The 16763-nt window shown below is 44.7% G+C and carries 15 protein-coding genes; 7 read left to right on the forward strand and 8 right to left on the reverse strand.

The features are described 5' to 3' along the window. Positions 1-9: 9 nt before the first annotated feature. Genes A3IE_RS0106705 through A3IE_RS0106725 form a run of 5 tightly spaced genes read right to left on the reverse strand, consistent with a single transcriptional unit; the run spans position 10 to position 4589 of the window. Positions 10-1002, reverse strand: a complete 993-nt coding sequence (locus tag A3IE_RS0106705; RefSeq protein WP_020394836.1) for a patatin-like phospholipase family protein — start codon at positions 1000-1002, stop codon at positions 10-12. Positions 1003-1057: 55 nt separating this feature from the next. Then, positions 1058-2290 (reverse strand): cytochrome-c peroxidase, encoded by a 1233-nt coding sequence (locus tag A3IE_RS20100; protein ID WP_157832845.1) that lies wholly within the window; start codon positions 2288-2290, stop codon positions 1058-1060. A 10-nt stretch (positions 2291-2300) separates the two neighbouring features. Further along, positions 2301-2726, reverse strand: coding sequence for a FixH family protein (locus A3IE_RS20105; protein ID WP_020394838.1), 426 nt, complete (start codon positions 2724-2726; stop codon positions 2301-2303). A gap of 11 nt (positions 2727-2737) precedes the next feature. After that, positions 2738-3901, reverse strand: coding sequence for a copper amine oxidase (locus tag A3IE_RS0106720; protein ID WP_020394839.1), 1164 nt, complete (start codon positions 3899-3901; stop codon positions 2738-2740). Between the two features lie 13 nt (positions 3902-3914). After that, positions 3915-4589 carry a hypothetical protein gene (locus A3IE_RS0106725; protein ID WP_020394840.1) on the reverse strand — a complete coding sequence of 225 codons (675 nt, stop codon included), beginning with the start codon at positions 4587-4589 and terminating at the stop codon, positions 3915-3917. A gap of 295 nt (positions 4590-4884) precedes the next feature. On the opposite strand from A3IE_RS0106725, the gene A3IE_RS0106730 reads away from it, so the two are divergent. The 3 genes from A3IE_RS0106730 to A3IE_RS0106740 are packed head-to-tail and all read left to right on the forward strand — an operon-like array spanning position 4885 to position 9474. Further along, the gene (locus A3IE_RS0106730) at positions 4885-7821 is read left to right on the forward strand and encodes a molybdopterin oxidoreductase family protein (RefSeq protein WP_020394841.1); all 2937 of its coding nucleotides are present in this window, start codon (positions 4885-4887) and stop codon (positions 7819-7821) included. A gap of 6 nt (positions 7822-7827) precedes the next feature. After that, complete coding sequence (locus A3IE_RS0106735) at positions 7828-8523, forward strand: 4Fe-4S dicluster domain-containing protein (protein WP_020394842.1); 696 nt, start codon at positions 7828-7830, stop codon at positions 8521-8523. A 12-nt stretch (positions 8524-8535) separates the two neighbouring features. Then, positions 8536-9474 (forward strand): dimethyl sulfoxide reductase anchor subunit family protein, encoded by a 939-nt coding sequence (locus A3IE_RS0106740; protein ID WP_020394843.1) that lies wholly within the window; start codon positions 8536-8538, stop codon positions 9472-9474. 137 nt (positions 9475-9611) lie between these two features. On the opposite strand, the gene A3IE_RS0106745 is transcribed toward A3IE_RS0106740, so the two are convergent. Both A3IE_RS0106745 and A3IE_RS20110 read right to left on the reverse strand, forming a co-directional pair. Beyond that, a complete protein-coding gene (locus tag A3IE_RS0106745; protein WP_020394844.1) occupies positions 9612-9953 on the reverse strand; it encodes a hypothetical protein in 342 nt (113 codons plus the stop codon). Between the two features lie 75 nt (positions 9954-10028). Then, on the reverse strand, positions 10029-10655 hold the full coding sequence (locus A3IE_RS20110; protein ID WP_020394845.1) for a response regulator transcription factor: 627 nt from the start codon (positions 10653-10655) through the stop codon (positions 10029-10031). Positions 10656-10834: 179 nt separating this feature from the next. Between A3IE_RS20110 and A3IE_RS0106755 the strand changes: the two genes are divergently transcribed. Then, positions 10835-12667, forward strand: a complete 1833-nt coding sequence (locus tag A3IE_RS0106755; protein ID WP_020394846.1) for a type IV pilus assembly protein FimV — start codon at positions 10835-10837, stop codon at positions 12665-12667. Here A3IE_RS0106755 and pyrC read toward each other — a convergent pair. Beyond that, the gene (gene pyrC, locus A3IE_RS0106760) at positions 12664-13713 is read right to left on the reverse strand and encodes a dihydroorotase (protein WP_020394847.1); all 1050 of its coding nucleotides are present in this window, start codon (positions 13711-13713) and stop codon (positions 12664-12666) included. The two genes, A3IE_RS0106755 and pyrC, sit on opposite strands and share 4 nt — an antisense overlap. 75 nt (positions 13714-13788) lie before the next feature. Here pyrC and A3IE_RS20115 point away from each other — a divergent pair, with 75 nt between their 5' ends. From A3IE_RS20115 to A3IE_RS0106775, 3 genes are all read left to right on the forward strand, one after another. Further along, on the forward strand, positions 13789-14526 hold the full coding sequence (locus tag A3IE_RS20115) for an SGNH/GDSL hydrolase family protein (RefSeq protein WP_020394848.1): 738 nt from the start codon (positions 13789-13791) through the stop codon (positions 14524-14526). 192 nt (positions 14527-14718) lie between these two features. Continuing rightward, positions 14719-15252: a GNAT family N-acetyltransferase gene (locus A3IE_RS0106770; RefSeq protein ID WP_020394849.1), complete on the forward strand. Its 534-nt coding sequence runs from the start codon at positions 14719-14721 to the stop codon at positions 15250-15252. 377 nt (positions 15253-15629) lie between these two features. Beyond that, positions 15630-16739, forward strand: a complete 1110-nt coding sequence (locus tag A3IE_RS0106775) for a PQQ-dependent sugar dehydrogenase (protein WP_110721379.1) — start codon at positions 15630-15632, stop codon at positions 16737-16739. The last annotated feature ends 24 nt before the right edge of the window (positions 16740-16763 follow it).

The following is a 16763-nucleotide window of genomic DNA, read 5'->3' on the forward strand; positions in this document are numbered from 1 at the left end:
TTATTTTTCCTATTGATAAACTTTTTCTACTAAAGCTTCTAGTTCTGGGCGCACCCGCTGTACACAAGCGTAGCCTTCATCAATGGCATCCCGCGCCCGATGAAATTCTAAGAGGCTAATATCATTGACTTTGGGGCTCAGAATAACATCTGGTGCATCAAACTGCAGGCGCGTGGTAGCGATTTGTTTTTGCATAATGTTAATCGAACGGGCAAAAATATCAATTAAGCCCGGTGGTTGTGGGTCGCCATTTTTCAAGCTATTGATAAAGCTTGAATACGATTTAATAGAATTTGAGACATTACTTACTAATTGGGAGCGAGAACCTAACAGCTCTTCCAAGGCTGCTTGTGTAGATGATTTTTTAGTGGGTGCTGGCAAGGCTGGCAACGCTAGGCTTTCTGATTCAGGCTTCTCTTTTTCTCTAAAGCCACGTCGTTCAGCAAGCTCATTCAAATTGACGGCAATAATGACATCAGCACCTAAGGCTCGGCATAAGGAAGCGGGGACAGGATTGAGTAAACCACCATCGACGAGCCATTTATTCTGGTAATAGTAAGGTGCAAATAAACCGGGTAGTGCAATAGAGCTGAACACCGCATCCATGACTAAACCTGTTTCTAACCAAATCTCTTGCCCAGACTCAAGATCGGTAGCGACGGTAGCGAATTTGCGTGATAAGCCTTCAATCGATTGGCGGCGAGCGCAGACATAATCATTAAAATCTTGCTCGATTTTGGTTTTATCCATGACACCATTCATGGAAAGATTAATTTCAAAGAAACGTAATAAATCACGCCGCTGTAAGCTTAAGACCCATGTTTCAAAACGATCTAAATTATTGGCAACATAAGCGGCACCCACAATCGCTCCACTTGAGCAACCACAAACAATGTCGGGTTGTAGCTGTAACTCTTCCAGTGCTTTTAAAACGCCGATGTGGCTTAAACCGCGTGCTGAGCCACTGCCCAGAGCAACACCTACTTTTAATTTTTTATCCATATGACTACATTTTAACTATTCAACGCGCTGACTATAGTGCTTCTCCGTCAGCAAGTCATAGTCTTTCGTTTGTAATAGCATCCAACGTTTTAAGAAAAGCAAGAAGTTGTTGTTTTTCTTCTGAACTTAAGGATAGGGGACTCAAGTGAATACCTGCATTGGTTTTGTGGCTTGCCGTCACATAGTAATCCAAAACGGTTTCTAAATTGTTAAAACGCCCGTCATGAAAATAGGGTGCGGTTTTGCTGATATTGCGTAAGGATGGCGTTTTATAAGCCCCGTAATTTTGATGGCGGCTGCGTTGTAGAAAGTTGAGTTCGTGACAAGTGTCCGACTTTGCATCACTGAATGCGCCAAGGCAATTAAAGCGATCAAGCCGTAATTCATCTAAAACAGCGGCACGTCCGCTATCGTGGTTAGGCGTACTGGTACCGATATTGTGAAAGCTTTGATTCGTTAACAAAGCGCCACTGTGGCAATTAATACATTGTGCTTTAGGACTAATGAAAAGGCGTAAACCTTTCAGTTCTTGCGGACTCAAGATCGTTTGACTAGACCCTGTTTGCTTGGCGCTAATGTATTTATCTAGGCGCGTTGGTTGAACCGGAAGGCTGCTGACATAAGCCGCTAAGGCCTTGCCTATATTGGAAAAATGTCGGTCAATCTGTTGACGTTCTTGGCCAGATAAAGCATTCCATGCACGAATTTCTGCGACGCTACCTGAAGGTTTAGCGCTAACTAAGGTATTGGTGTCTAAGGGTTCGAGTTGGAAAATATGCTGGTATTGGTTGCGATACTGAGGATCACTAAACACCTTTTTAAGTAGATCGGTTCGGGTTAAGCCGTGTTCATGCTCATCTTCTAGCGGCGCTAAAGCTTGTGACCACAGACTATCTTTGCGGCCATCCCAAAAAAACCACGTCTGATAAGCAGCACCATATAAAGAAGGAGCATTACGTTTACCAACTCCTAAACCACGAGTAATGGCCAAACCATCCGCGAACGCCTTGTCAGGTTGATGACAAGAAGCACAACTAATAGAGCCATTACGACTGAGGCGCTTGTCAAAAAATAAAGCTTGACCAAATCGTGCAGCTTCCGGATCTTGGGCAAAGCGATTGGATGGATCAGAGGGCTTAGTAGGCAAATTTGCTAAACTCAGCGATTCAATTTTTTGCCATTCTTGGGCTGTCCAAACGAGATCAGCGGAAGCAAAATAGTTGGCACTAACGCGGCCAATCAGGGTGATCAACACCACTCTTAGAAGGATTTGCCAGAATCGCCACATGATTTTCATCTCAAATCACAAAATCAAATACCACTTTATCTTGTTGTTCGGGTGTTTTAATCATAAACCCTAACAACCAAGCGCCGGTCATATTGAACTTCAGCCCCTCGATTTTGTAGACACCTTGGTCATTCACTAAGGTAACTTGTGGGGCTGTGGGTAGGCCATGACCATGAGCTGGCATACCACCATCGACTGCAATTTCAGCCTTGATGAGTGGTTTGCCATTTATTTCCATCAGACGCACACGACAGTCTTGAAACTCGCCCACACTGGGGAGGTTAGTACAGCTTAAATGGGCTTGGTAAAGACCTTTGGAGCTGAGCTGAGATAAACTCCAAGAGGGTTTACTCGGGATAGGTGATAAACAGGCTGTATTGAGACAAGCACTGCTTAACAGTACGCTGCATAGTTTTACATATTTCAGTGGTTTCATCGTCGCTTACCTTAAAACATGTTTTGTGCATTCCAATCGCGCGGAACTAATTGAAAGCTACTCCAACGCGTACCGATTAAATTGCTATCCTCGCCCCGTGGAAGAAAATGTTGAGTGTGTTTATACCAAACCACTACATCGGCTTGATTTAGGGGTTCATTATCAGTGAACTGATTGACTGAGCTAGCGCAGTTGGTGGTGTTTGAATTATCGATTGCGAAACGCTCACAATTTTTGAAGGTGGTAAACCAAATATCGTTACTTAGCCAAGGCTCATTAAAAGGATTGGCGCGGCTTTGATCATAGGCATTGGGTACAATTTCGTAGGAAATATAACCAATCCCATTGCCTCCATGAATAGCGCCATCGCGTACTCGCCAGAAACGTTTTATTTCAGGTTCAAAGCGTCGACCTACTTCCGTTTGTACAATCGAGAAGGAGCGCGTTTTGCGTAATTTATCAGCGCTAGGTGTGCTAATAATTTCTTCCACAACATCATTACTGGCGGTGCTATCCAAATCAAAATCTAAGCGCCATAAGTAGTGATCTAGGAAACTACTGGCGATAGTGCCTTGAGTATTTAAAGGCCAACCAAAGGCAGCATTACTGGTATTCACAGAAGGTAAGGTCCCACTCAAACCTATTGCGGGCTCTAGCGTACCGTTTTCGTGGAATGTCCAGCGCAAGGTATAAAGGCGTGAACCAATCTTCGCGTTGGTGCTAATTTCGTAGCGCTCGGATTGGCGTTGTCGATCCTCATATTTATACAAATAGCCGCTTTGCAAGTTACGGGTACACAGCACTGGACGGCCATTAAAGTTTTGTAAAGTGCCGGACGGGCAATCTTGCGGCTTTAAGCTTAGGCTATTATTTCCACCTAAGCCTATTTGGGTGCTAACAAAAGTGGAGCCCACCAGAGCATCATCAAAATTACCTTGAATTTGGGCTAAAGCGGCCTCGCCAAGAACACGGCGATAGGTCCCATAAGGTGCTTGATAGTGTACTTGCGATAGCACCAAGCCTTCCTGAGCGCGAATCGTCCAGCAGAAATTCCAGGCGGCACCGGATGCAAAAGTTTTACGTAGGTTCTGGCCTTCACAAGTATTATTGGGATTAGCATAAGCGGTAGAGGCACTGAGGGTCGCCAATAAAACCAAGTAGTTAAATATTTTCATGGGTTAGCTCCACTTAGAAACCAATCGTTTGTGTAACAAGACCCACCGATAAATTAACAATCGGGCTGACTTCAAAAACGATGTCATCGTGGGTATAGAGCAATACTTGCGCACAACGTTGTATTCCGCAGGTTTGTGAAGCCGCATTTAAACGTTCTGGTAGGGAATCGGCACTAAAGCTAAAGGCTTTAATATTCAATGAGTCAGGATTGATTAACTCACTACCAGTGATGCGTTTGTATTCTTGTTTAATTAGCGCACTTTGTTCAGCATCCGCGAAGATCAATTGGCGTGCTCGCGTGATTTCACGCTCGGTCAAGGGCAAATGTTGCTGCTTCAAGCGTTCACTCGATAAGATTTGGCCGTTGGCTAAGTCGACGACGGCATGAATAGTTTCATCAACGCTGTAATCATAGCTATAGACATCGGCTAAACGTTGGTTGGGCTGTGCCTTGTCGCTTGGGCGGCGCTCCACTAATAATTGCTCCAGCGTGGGCGAGGTTTCTATTTCGGTATTCGACACACTACGTGCAGCCTGTTGTAAGCGAGGCACCATAATGGCTTGCGTGGCTTGTCGGGCAAGATTTAGCTCGCTGCTAGTTAAAGGGTCGCTCAGTGCATAGCTCAAGGGACTTAAACCACTCAGTAAGCATCCTAAGATCAGTGCCATGTTGGATTGAACATTCATCGTGCGCATCCTGAATAAAATTAACTTTTCATTAATTAATTTAATTTTCGATAAGCCAACTTTAGGCGTCAGCTAGCTAAAGCTGTTAAGTGTCTCTTTCTTAGCGGCACGAATCGGATGATAAATAAGAAATAGCTTATATAAGCTGTCGAGTTTGCTTGATCAGCGGTGAAAATTGGTCTTTTGATAAGATAAATTTATTTATGTAGATAAAATATATTGTTGAAAGCTTGGGAAATATCGAGCAAGATGCGAACTTAAGTATATTACTGTATTACTATATTCAGAGGTACAGATGAGCGCATTGCCCGAGTTCGAAAAGCGCAGTCAGCAGGAGGTCAAAGCGACCACTTGTTATATGTGCGCCTGCCGTTGTGGTATTAAGGTCACGGTTGAAGATAATAAAGTCCGTTATATTCAAGGTAACCGCGATCATCCCATCAATAAAGGTGTACTGTGTGCCAAGGGCAATGCAGGCATCATGAAGCAGAATTCGCCTGCTAAATTAAAATCCCCCTTAAGACGTAAAGCAGGCACCGAGCGCGGTGCGGGCGAATTTGAAGCCATTAGTATGGCGGAAGCGCTTGATATTCTCGAAGCACGTTTACGTAAAATTCGTGAAACTGACCCTTTAAAGCTGGCCTATTTTACGGGGCGCGACCAGATGCAAGCCCTCACAGGCTTTTGGGCGTCACAATTCGGTACGTTGAATTGGGCAGCACACGGCGGCTTTTGCTCGGTCAATATGGCAGCAGGTGGTCTTTATACCATGGGACACGCCTTCTGGGAGTTTGGTGATCCAGACTGGGATCGAACTAAATATTTCATGATGTGGGGGGTCGCAGATGATCATGCTTCCAATCCGATCAAGATTGGCCTCGAAAAGCTTAAGCGTAACGGTGGCAAATTCGTTGGTATCAATCCTGCGCGCACGGGTTACCAAGCGATAGCAGATGAGTGGGTTGCGATTAAGCCGGGTACTGACGCCATACTCGCGCTTTCCATGCTGCATGTATTACTAAAAAATAATCAATTTGATTGGGAGTTTCTGATTCGTTATACGAATGCCGCTTATTTGGTGGTACACACGCCGAATCAAACAGGGCATGGCTTACTACTACGTGATGCTGAAGGTAAACCGCTGGTTTGGGATATGAGGCTAACAGCAGCGACTGATGGTACGCGTCCCAGTATTACACCTGCATTATTTTATGAGGGTGAAGTGCAGGGCAAGCCAGTGAAGTCGGTTATGACGCTGATTGCGGAAGAATATCTGGATGAGCAATATTCACCAGAAAATGCCGCCAATATTTGCGGTGTTCCCGCCGAGCAAATCGAGCGCTTAGCGTTAGAAATGGCGCATGTGGCCTTTAAAGAAAGCATTGAAGTGGATGTCCCCGAGGGTTGGACCGATTGGGCAGGACGTAAGCATTATAAATTTATTGGGCGTCCTGTTTCTATGCACGCCATGCGTGGTATTTCAGCACATTCTAATGGCTTCCAAACCTGTCGTGCGATTCACTTCTTACAAATTATGCTCGGCACGGTAGATGTGCCTGGTGGGCATTTAGCTAAACCGCCTTATCCAAAACATATTCCACCTGCGATTAAGCCTGCCAAAGATTGCGCGCCGAATACGCCATTGAAAGGACCACCCTTAGGTTTTCCGACAGGGCCTGAAGATTTGGTAATGGACGCCAAGGGCAAGGCGAAGCGTATTGATAAGGCCTATTCATGGGATGCGCCAATGTCGAATCATGGCCTCATGCACATGGTAATCACGAATGCGGTGAAGGGTGATCCTTACAAAATCGATACGCTCATGATGTTTATGGCGAATATGGCGTGGAATTCGACCATGAATACCGCCGAAATTCAGGACATGCTGCGTGAGAAAGAGGTGGGTGGGGAGTATAAGATTCCATTTATTGTGGTGTCTGATGCTTATCACTCAGAAATGGTTAATTTCGCTGATTTGATTATTCCTGATACGACCTATCTGGAGCGTTGGGACACGATTTCCATGCTGGATCGCCCGATTTCTGAGCCACATGCGGCCTGTGATTCGATTCGCCAACAAGTGATTAGACCGGATCGGGATGTGCTGTCATGGCAGGAAGTGCAGCTCGAAATGGGAATGCGTTTGGGATTTCCGGCGCTGACTAATGCTGATGGCTCGCGCAAATATGAAAGTTATAAAGACTTTATTATCAATTGGCAAAAAGAACCAGGGATTGGCTTTTTAGCGGGGTGGCGTTTAGACGAGGAGGGCAATGAAGTGCATCTGCGCGGTAAGCCCAATCCTAAACAGTGGGAGCGTTATGCAGAAAATGGGGCGTTCTTTGAAATGCACTTGCCGGAACATATCCGCTACTACCGTCACGCCAATAAGGATTATTTGGAGTTTGCTAAAAATGCTGCGTGGGTCGGTTCCACCCATCAGATCGTGATTGAACTTTATTCTGAAACCCAGCAGCGCTTCAAGTTAGCAGGGCAGGGTTTGTACGATGGCCCCATGCCAACTGAAGCTCACCATAAAGAACGTTTGAGTACTTATTTCAATCCCCTACCATTCTATTACAAGCCTTTGGAACAGTGTCGGATTGATGAAGATGAATATCCATTGTTTGCCGTGAATCAGCGCCCTATGTTCATGTATCACTCATGGGATTCGCAAAACGCTTGGTTACGTCAAATCTGTGCGCAGAACTTTTTGTATATGAATCGTCAGCGCGGCGCGGCATTAGGTATTCAGGATGAGGCCTGGTGCTGGGTAGAATCACATCATGGCAAGATTCGTGTGCAAGTTAAGCTGGTCGAGGCCTGTCAATACGATACGGTGTGGACTTGGAATGCGATTGGTAAGCAAAAAGGCGCGTGGGGTTTAAAGGAAGACGCCAATGAGTCAAATGATGGCTTTTTGATGAATCATCTGATTTCGGAGTTGCTACCGGTGAAAAATGATGCACTGGATAATGTCACCAACTCGGATCCGATTACGGGACAGGCCGCTTGGTATGATTTGAAAGTGAAAGTATCTCCAGCCGCAGAGGGTGAAACCGGTACATGGCCGACTTTCCCCGCGCTTAAGCCCTTACCGAATGCCCATGTTGCCCCTGATATTTTGCGGTACCAAGCGCATAAAGCTGTAAATTTAGAGCGTCCACTGGCGGATGTATTAAGTCGTGGCAGTGTACATGACGGTCAACGTGGCACAGCGAATAAGGAGTAAGGAACAATGAAATTAGGTTTAGTCATTGATCTGGATGTCTGCGTTGGCTGTCACGGCTGCGCGGTGTCCTGTAAGCAATGGAATACATCAGGTACCACAGGGCCACTCACCGATTACAACCCCTATGGTAAAGACCCCAGTGGTGTCTGGTTTAATCGTATTCGTAGCTATGAAGTGGGTGATTACCCGCATAATAAAACCATCAATTTCCCAATGTCATGTATGCACTGCGAACAGGCTGACTGCGTCGATGTTTGCCCAACGGGTGCAAGCTATAAGCGTGCGGAAGATGGAGTGGTGTTAGTCGATCAAGATAAGTGTATGGGCTGTAACTATTGTTCATGGGCCTGCCCTTATGGGGCGCGAGAATTAGATCGTGCTTCGGGTACTATGAAGAAATGTACCCTGTGTATTGACCGTATCTACGATGAGCGCCTTGATGAATATGATCGTCAGCCCTCTTGCGTCATTACTTGTCCTGCTCATGCACGTCATTTCGGGGATTTTGATGACCCCAATTCTAATGTGAGCAAATTAGTACGCGAGCGGGGTGGCTATGCCCTCATGCCTGAACTGGGTTATAACCCTACCAATCGTTATTTACCACCGCGCGTAACCCGTCCGATTCCGACTAATGATGTGAAAAAGAAATCACTGATTAGTTCGGTGAAAGAATGGGTCAACCAAGCTGTTGCGCGTTAAGGAGAATTTGCCATGCATCCAGCTTTTTCTGTTATTTTCTTTACCGTTTCCTCCGGTGCGGGTTATGGCTTATTCATTTGGCTAGCGATTGCGCAATTATTTGGTCTAGCGTCTTTAAATACCAAAACCACCTTAATAGCAGGGGGGATTGCCCTAGTATTAATTACAGCGGGTTTATTATCTTCTACCTTGCACTTAGCGAATCCCAAAAATGCCTGGCGTGCTGTTATGCGTTTTAAGACTTCGTGGTTATCCCGAGAAGGGGTATTCGCTATTTTATTTTATCCTAGCGCCTTATTATACTTGCTGGCGATTTTTATGAGTGATCATGAAACGACGACGTTTATAAAGTTATTAGCGCTCAGTGTAATTATTATAGGATTAGCCACGGTATTTAGTACGGGTATGATTTACGCTTGTCTTAAAACGATTCGTCAATGGCATACGGCTTTAACGCCTGCGAATTATATTCTAATGAGCTTAACGAGTGGTGCGGTGTTATTAACACTGGTTTTGTTAAGTAATAAAGTATTTGCGGCTAGCATGGCTATAACTGGCATTGGCTTATTGATTTTAACGGCATTGACTAAAGCTATTTACTATTTTTGGGTACATAAAGTAACAGGGCCTACTATTAACACCGCTACAGGCTTCACGCGGGCGCAAGTACGCTTGCTTGACACTGGGCATTCGGCCGGTACTTTCTTAAATCAGGAATTTGGCTATCAAGCTGATCCTAGTTTATTAAAGAATCTTAAAGTAGGTGTTTTCGTATTAGCTTTTTTCGTGCCGAGCTTATTATTAGCAGGTGTTGCTACCGATTATTTAGGGGTTGGCGCTGCTTTATTGGCCTTTGCTTCCGTATTAGCTGGTTTGGGCGCAGAGCGCTGGTTATTTTTTGCTGAAGCTCGCCATGTCATTCGACTCTATCATGGTGCACAACATACCTAATACTTAAGGTTATTTAATAGCCTGTCACTAAAATGCCTGATCAGTGAAAGCTGATTAGGTATTTTTTTTGAATGATTTTATAGGGGTGTTGAGTTGTTATTTAGAATATAAAATAGGTGTTTGTTTATGTTGTAGAGTTAGGAGGTTTGTTCGTTTAGGTAAGATTTCATATGATGGATATAAGTGTAATAACAAAGTGCTAAGTCACGATGAAATTCAGCATTAGCAATGACAGGCAAATTGGTATTTTCAATCGCTACTAAATAGTCGAGCAAGTCATTCATCCCTAATAATTTAACCACAGATTTGCACTTATAGGCTTGACGTGCAGCAGCTGGCCAATCATTGGCTTGCAAATACGTTTGTAAGGCTTGGTAGTCATTATCTAATTCGGGAATAGCGCTGATTAGAAATGTCATTAATTGTTCGGTGTTAATTCTGTCAACTAGGCTCCCCAGCCAGCCTTTTGAGCTACTCATGACCTATCCTTTAGAAAGTATCCCCCTAATGCGGAGTAACATTTTACAGGATATGTCGAATTTTTATACTAAAAGTTACAATGTTAAAATGCCCCGCTGTCTGGCACAGTCAATAGCCTCAACGCGATTGTTGGCTTCTAGTACTTTGAAAATATTATAAACATGTCTTTTTACGGTGCTTTCGCTTAAACCGAGGCGAGTAGCTATTTGGCGATTGCTCTTGCCGGTGGCGAGTAAACCGAGAACTTCTTGCTGACGCTTGGTAATCAAGCTGGCGCCACCAACCACTTTTAAGGAGGAGTTACTCGACCAAAGACTCGGTGGGACGTAGACCTGACCACTCATAATCTTACTCAGCGCTGTTTTCACTTCATCAATTTCACTGACCTTTGAAATATAGCCTTGCACACCTATTTCGAAGGCCATTTGTATATCATGTCGTGAGTTGGAGGCAGAGATGATACAAATAGGTATAGGGGGATCTTGCTGTGTCATTAATAAAGTAAGTTCTTTTTCCCAGCTATGTCGACCGGGCATGAATAAATCAAGTATAATTAAATCAAAACTTTGTTGATTTAAGGTGTTTTGTAGCGTTTGCCAACTAGCAACCTGCGTTGTTTCGACACTCGGAAATAAGGTTTGAATAACTAATGCGAATCCCTCGCGAAACAGGCCGTGGTCATCGGCCAACAATAAGCGCATATCTGGATACTCCCAACTGATAAACGGTAAAGTATATCATTCACATCAACATTTACACAGTTTCCTTTACGCTATTCATTTAGCTACTCATCTGCGATTCAACTTAACTGGGTTATCCTAAGAGTGAGCCTAACTCTAATAAAAAACTTAAATAAAAAAGGGCTGTGAAGGATATTATCGTGAAAAAACAAGCACTGCGTGTTGCCATTAGTCTAGTAACTCTTCCTTTTCCACTCAGCTGCGCCGCTATTAGCCTAGGTGAGGTGATCACTGTTTCTGAGCCTAATCAGCCCTTAGTCGCTAAAATTGAATTATTAGGGAGTAGCAATTTAGATGCAGCCGATGTGCAAGCTAATTTTGCACCGCCAACCTTGTATAATCAGGCACGTGTTCCTCACCCTAGTTTCTTAAAAGATGTTGAAATTTCTACCCGTAATGAGGGTGGGCGACCTTTTTTAGTGCTGCGCTCTAATAAAAAGATTCCACAGTCTCAATTTGGTGTGTTACTAGAAATAACGACTCCAGAAGGCAATATTCTTAAAAAGTTTAATATTGATTTAGATCAGCGACTTAAACAGCAAGTTACTCAAGATATTCAAACGCCTGAGCCTGTTACCCAAGTGGCTAATTCGCCGCAGTCACCTGTCACTGGGGCAGCGGTGTCAGCAACTAAAGCCGTCACTGGGCACGTAACACGACCGCTACTAGCTAAGCCTAAGGAAGTGGCACCAGCGCTACCAGCTAAGCCTAGTATGCCTATTAACGAGGCAGCCCAAGTGTTATCAGCTGAGCTAAGTATGCCGATTAACGAGGCTATACAAGCGTTACCAGTTGAGCCAAGTATACCGCTTAACGAGGCTAGTCCATCGCTAACATCGCTAAGTACGGCTACAGCGGTTTCAGGGGTGTTTGCTAGATCAAGTCATGTTAAAGAGCCGACCAAAACCTATGTTGCTTTTACGCATCGTTATCAGATTAAAAAAGGCGATACCTTAGCCGGTATTATTGGACGCTTGAAAACCCCTAAGGCACAAACTAAACAACAATTAGCCGCCGCTTTATATCAACAAAATCCTCAAGCGTTTGTTAAAGGTAGCAAACGTTTGCTCAAAGCGGGATCATGGCTGAAAACACCCACGAAGGTGGCAGAAGAGATGATTTTACTGCCTGTGGCAGAGCGTAAAAAATCACCGAGTCCTGAGAACCCTGTTATTACGCAGGTGACACCGCCTGCCATCACATCAACATTAAGCGCGAGTCAGCCTGAAAATACTGCAAAACCGGCTCAAGTTGCCGACGTGGCGGCACAAACGCCATCTTCCTCCAGTCTTGTAAAAACGGGGCCGATGATGCCGGAAGTTTATGAGACCATGACAAACTTACAAAAGACTGTCAGTAATTTGGAGCAAAAACTGGGAGAAGCGCAGGCTGAGCTTTTAACGAATCGTCAAGAAATCGCCAGCTTCAAAGATTTGATTCAGCAAAAGAATCGACAGCTAGCAGAGCGCGATGAAGCTTTGTTAGAGCAGGCTCAACAGGTGGCGACAGAAAAAACTACTGAGTCTGCCTTGGGTGCTGCTGGTCCATTAGGGCCACAAACGCAGGCCTTTAAGGGGTTAACCGCCAGTGATCAGAGTAAATTAGCGCAATTGTATGATCTATTAACTTCACCCGAGTCCCGCAAAATTGAGGCGGGAAGTTTATTGTTATTATTGGTGTTAGGTCTGGGGTATTGGTATCGCCGACGTCGCGTGATTGTAAGCGACGCGAATAACGAACCAATTTTACCTACGACACCATCTCCTGCAACTCCTGCATCTCCTGTAGCCTCTGCACCACGCGCCAATCAGCCGCTACCAAGTGGCTTGTTCGCTAGTGTTGAATGGCGCTCGACACCGGAACTGCACACCATTGAGGGGCAGTTAAGTAAATTGCGGCATTCTTTGGAAATGCTACGTGAGGATGGCAAAGCCTTACAGCAATACCTCAATCGCAAGGAATCAATGGCCTAAGCGTTGACGCTCCAATAAACCGGCATCATCGGGTCGAAGCTAGTTAACTCACCTTGGGAAAGTTTGACACGTTCGGGAATAGCCTGTGCTGTTGCTGAACGCTCTAAAGTAAGGCGACGGGGGTTAGGCGCTAAACCGTAGAAAGCTGCGCCGTGTAACGACACAAAGCCTTCTAATTTATCCAAGGCATTTTCTTGCTCAAATACTTGCGCCAGTACCGCTAGGGTATTGGCCACATTAAAAATCCCTGCACAACCACAAGCACTTTGTTTGGCATGATCTAAATGGGGCGCAGAATCTGTGCCCAAAAAGAAACGTTTATCACCGCTAGTAGCGGCTTTGCGTAAGGCTAAACGATGTGACTCACGTTTGGCGACAGGTAGGCAGTAATAATGCGGGCGAATCCCACCCACGAGCATCGCATTACGATTAATGACTAAGTGATGGGGTGTGATGGTGGCAGCGGTGTTTTCGGCACAGGATTGCACATAATCAACCCCTTGTTGGGTGGTCAAGTGTTCAAACACGATCTTGAGTTTCGGAAAGTGTGCACGTAGCGGGATTAATTTGGTTTCAATGAAAACTGCTTCACGATCAAAAATGTCCACACTAGGATCGACTACCTCACCGTGCATCAATAGCGGCATACCTATGGCTTCCATGGTTTCGAGCACTGGATAGACTTTTTCCAAGTCTCGCACACCGGCATCAGAATTGGTGGTCGCACCCGCAGGGTATAATTTAACGGCGCTGACCATACCGGCTTCAAAACCAGCTTTGACATCGGCTTTATTCGTTTGCTCAGTCAGATACAGGGTCATTAAGGGGGTAAAGCTACTATCGTTAGGCAATAAAGCTTGGATTTCAGCACGATAGGCTTGTGCTTGGGCGCTGGTAACAATCGGCGGCTGTAAATTTGGCATAACAATAGCACGCCCAAAGTGGCGTGCCGAAAATGGTAATACCGTTGCCAGTAATTCACCCGAACGTAAATGGACGTGCCAATCATCAGGCTGAGTAATCGTTAAGCGGCTTGGCATTGTCATGGTAGGGCTCGGTTAGGGGAAAGTGGAATAATGTTAACAAATCTCTGCACAAAAAGCAGAGTGTGGAGTTTAACGATGAAATGGTTATTCAGTGCAATCTTGCTTGGCTCTTTAGCAGCTAATGCTACTCTGTTTTATTTGACTAAAAAGTTTTATCAAGAGGCTCAAACGGTAAGGCTTAATCCCTTGGAATTAGAGCGTTATCCTTCAGCGCTAGCAGACAAAAAGATCGGGCAAAAACGGGTTGTATTTTTTGGCGATTCGCGGGCTTTGGGTTGGCCAGCTCCCGCCGCGCAAGGGCTAGAGTTTATTAATCGTGGCATTGGTGATCAAACATCTACGCAAGTGCGTTATCGTGTTGCAGCACATCTAGCACCCTTAAAGCCTGATCTCGTGTTATTGCAATTGTGTGTCAATGATTTAAAAGTCATTGCGCAAATGCCTGAGCAGCAGGCAGCGATTGTGCAGCGTTGCAAAGAAAATGTAACGAAGATTGTGCAGGAGGTGCGTGCGAGTGGTAGCGAGGTCTTGCTGACAACGGTGTTTCCCGTGAATAAGGCTAGTTGGCAATATTGGATTCGTTGGTCAGAGGCGGTCGATGTAGCGCTGCAAGACGTGAATCACTACATAAAAAGTTTAGCGGGTGAAGGCGTTTATGTGTTAGATGCTTATGATGTATTGGAAGGTGAACCCAATCAAACCCACCCACAGTTTAGCCGAGATTTACTGCATTTGAATGAAGTAGGCTATGCGCAGCTTAATCAAGCTTTGAGTGAATGGCTAAAAGCCTATTTAGCCGAGTCTGCTGAGTAGTGATTCGTGTGCTGCGGTGACGAATAGGAGTTTCTTCACCAAAGATATTTTAGAATTGGATTTAATCAAAGAATTTCATCTTCAAATGCACACATGAAGAATGTGTTGATGACGGGCGCGGTGACTTTAGCAACTTACTCTCCGCCGTGCTTATAACACGAGCCGTTGTAGGTTAATAGAAGGAAACATACTGTGCTTGAAACTAAACGACTACAAATATTGCCTCCATCCTTGAAGCTACAACCTTTGATTTTGGCAGCTATTGTCGAAAGCCAGAATGACTTAAAACAATTTTTGGCATGGGTTCCTTCTAGTTTGACTGTCGAGGCATCTATTAAGAACACTGAACAAGCTATTGCAAATTTTCAAGATTTTGATAATGAATTACGCTTTTCACTTATTGCAAAAGCATCAGGCCAATTTGTGGGTGCAATAGGTTTGATTATCCGTGACAAGCAAATTCCTTTTTTTGAAATGGGCTATTGGTTGAGGAGCTCTTGTGTAGGTTTCGGTTACATGAGTGAGGCTGTCGTCACATTGGAGGATTATGCTTTTAATGTTCTCAAAGCCAAACGCGTTGAAATCAAAATGGCAGAAAATAATTGGAAAAGCCGTGCTGTTGCAGAGCGTTGTGGTTATGTATACGAGGGTACACATAAGAATGATCGTATGCTCCCGAATGGTAAAATAAGCAATACCGTTGTTTATGCGAAAACGAGCTTATAAGCATAGGGGCTTAATAATCTAAACTGGTGATGAAGAATTGAATATTATTCAGCCTCTCCTTTTTAAATTTAATGGTTTTCGGATATTTCCACTACATATTCTGAGATTAACAAGAGTTTGAGTGAAACAATTACCTATTTAAAAAATAGACCGACGCTTGATTTAATTGTGACCAAAAAGGCTAAGTTGCCACTTTAGTGTCTTGAGAAGGTTTAGGCTTGTAAGGCTTTGCGTGTTAATTGAAAACAGCATCGCTTAGCCGAGGCTGACCTACTCGTGGCTACCACTAGCCATCAGCTTTTCTGCGGTGATTGGCTGGCCGACCCGCGATTTGGGTTACAATGAATAATTACTACATTAATTCGCAGAGGTCTGCCATGAACCTGCCTAAAAAACTTTTAAGCAGTTTAGCTTTCGGTGTTTATCTTGCCCTTTCTCCCATGACCCAAGCGGCGTCTCTCGAAGCCGTGCCGGTGATCACTGGCTTAGATTATCCGTGGAGTATGGTATTTTTGCCAGACGGCGAAATGCTTATCACTGAACGTTCAGGCCAATTACGTCGCGTAAAAGATGGAAAGTTACAGCCAAACCCTGTGCAGGGCTTACCTAAAGTGGCCGTACTGGGGCAAGGTGGTTTATTGGGTTTAGCTTTGCATCCACAGTTTGCTCAAAACCATTGGTTGTATTTGAGTTATACCGAACAAGGTCAAGGCGGCTATAGCACTTCCTTAGCGCGTGCCAAATATCAAGAAGGGCGTTTAAGTGATCTGCAAGTATTATTTCAGGCTACACCTCGGATAACTGGAGCGGTGCATTTTGGCGGTCGTATTGTATTTGATAAACAAGGCTATTTGTATGTAGGTTTAGGGGAGCGTGGTCGGCAAGATTTAGCACAAGATACTACTAATCATGCAGGCAGCTTAATTCGTTTAATGGATGATGGCAAAGTGCCGACCAATAATCCTTTAGTGAATAATAAAAATGCTAAACCCGAAATTTATAGCTTTGGGCATCGCAATATCCAAGGACTCACCCTGAATCCAAAAACGGGCGCGATTTGGGCACATGAACATGGGCCGCAAGGTGGTGATGAGGTGAATCTGATTAAGGCCGGTGCGAATTATGGCTGGCCTATCATTACTTATGGTGAGCAATATGGGGGCGGTCGCATTGGTGAAGGAAAAACTAGCCAAGCCGGAATGGAACAACCTTTACACTATTGGGTTCCCTCCATTGCACCTTCGGGAATGACGTTTTATAGCGGTGATAAATACCCCCATTGGCAAGGTGATTTATTTGTTGGCTCCTTAAAATTTGGTTTGGTAGTGCGTTTGCATGATGTGGGTAATGGCAAATGGCAGGAGGAGCGTTATTTGAATAACGCGATTGGACGGATTCGCGATATTCAGCAAGCACCCGACGGTTATTTATATGTCCTGACCGATGAATCCAATGGCGGGCTTTATCGACTCACTCTCAAACCCTAGACAATTTACGCTGCATCGCATCAC

The organism is Thiolinea disciformis DSM 14473 (assembly GCF_000371925.1).
GTDB classification, from domain to species: Bacteria; Pseudomonadota; Gammaproteobacteria; order Thiotrichales; family Thiotrichaceae; genus Thiolinea; species Thiolinea disciformis.

Bases quoted from the DNA above. Each gene is read 5' to 3' on its own strand.
- A3IE_RS0106705 (WP_020394836.1), bottom strand. From the start codon at position 1,002: ATGGATAAAAAATTAAAAGTAGGTGTTGCTCTGGGCAGTGGCTCAGCA.
- A3IE_RS20100 (WP_157832845.1), bottom strand. From the start codon at position 2,290: ATGTGGCGATTCTGGCAAATCCTTCTAAGAGTGGTGTTGATCACCCTG.
- A3IE_RS20105 (WP_020394838.1), bottom strand. From the start codon at position 2,726: ATGAAACCACTGAAATATGTAAAACTATGCAGCGTACTGTTAAGCAGT.
- A3IE_RS0106720 (WP_020394839.1), bottom strand. From the start codon at position 3,901: ATGAAAATATTTAACTACTTGGTTTTATTGGCGACCCTCAGTGCCTCT.
- A3IE_RS0106725 (WP_020394840.1), bottom strand. From the start codon at position 4,589: ATGAATGTTCAATCCAACATGGCACTGATCTTAGGATGCTTACTGAGT.
- A3IE_RS0106730 (WP_020394841.1), top strand. From the start codon at position 4,885: ATGAGCGCATTGCCCGAGTTCGAAAAGCGCAGTCAGCAGGAGGTCAAA.
- A3IE_RS0106735 (WP_020394842.1), top strand. From the start codon at position 7,828: ATGAAATTAGGTTTAGTCATTGATCTGGATGTCTGCGTTGGCTGTCAC.
- A3IE_RS0106740 (WP_020394843.1), top strand. From the start codon at position 8,536: ATGCATCCAGCTTTTTCTGTTATTTTCTTTACCGTTTCCTCCGGTGCG.
- A3IE_RS0106745 (WP_020394844.1), bottom strand. From the start codon at position 9,953: ATGAGTAGCTCAAAAGGCTGGCTGGGGAGCCTAGTTGACAGAATTAAC.
- A3IE_RS20110 (WP_020394845.1), bottom strand. From the start codon at position 10,655: ATGCGCTTATTGTTGGCCGATGACCACGGCCTGTTTCGCGAGGGATTC.
- pyrC (WP_020394847.1), bottom strand. From the start codon at position 13,713: ATGACAATGCCAAGCCGCTTAACGATTACTCAGCCTGATGATTGGCAC.
- A3IE_RS20115 (WP_020394848.1), top strand. From the start codon at position 13,789: ATGAAATGGTTATTCAGTGCAATCTTGCTTGGCTCTTTAGCAGCTAAT.
- A3IE_RS0106775 (WP_110721379.1), top strand. From the start codon at position 15,630: ATGAACCTGCCTAAAAAACTTTTAAGCAGTTTAGCTTTCGGTGTTTAT.